Genomic DNA, 632 nt, shown 5'->3' on the forward strand with positions numbered 1-632 from the left:
GTCTCCTCCCAAAGCGTAACGGAGGAGCACGAAGGTTGGCTAATCCTGGTCGGACATCAGGAGGTTAGTGCAATGGCATAAGCCAGCTTGACTGCGAGAGTGACGGCTCGAGCAGGTGCGAAAGCAGGTCATAGTGATCCGGTGGTTCTGAATGGAAGGGCCATCGCTCAACGGATAAAAGGTACTCCGGGGATAACAGGCTGATACCGCCCAAGAGTTCATATCGACGGCGGTGTTTGGCACCTCGATGTCGGCTCATCACATCCTGGGGCTGAAGTAGGTCCCAAGGGTACGGCTGTTCGCCGTTTAAAGTGGTACGCGAGCTGGGTTTAGAACGTCGTGAGACAGTTCGGTCCCTATCTGCCGTGGGCGCTGGAGAATTGAGGGGGGTTGCTCCTAGTACGAGAGGACCGGAGTGAACGCACCGCTGGTGTTCGGGTTGTCACGCCAGTGGCACTGCCCGGTAGCTAAGTGCGGAAAAGATAAGTGCTGAAAGCATCTAAGCACGAAACTTGCCCCGAGATGAGTTCTCCCTGGCTCCTCGAGAGCCCTGAAGGGACGTTGAAGACGACGACGTTGATAGGCCGGGTGTGTAAGCGCAGCGATGCGTTGAGCTAACCGGTACTAATGAC

Annotated in this window: 1 rRNA gene; it reads left to right on the forward strand. The window is 56.3% G+C overall.

The features are described from left to right. Nucleotides 1–632: ribosomal RNA gene (locus DBY66_RS17715) — 23S ribosomal RNA — on the forward strand; the annotation flags it as partial.

The sequence above is a fragment of the Pantoea sp. RIT413 genome, assembly GCF_003057675.2.
GTDB classification, from domain to species: Bacteria; Pseudomonadota; Gammaproteobacteria; order Enterobacterales; family Enterobacteriaceae; genus Pantoea; species Pantoea eucrina.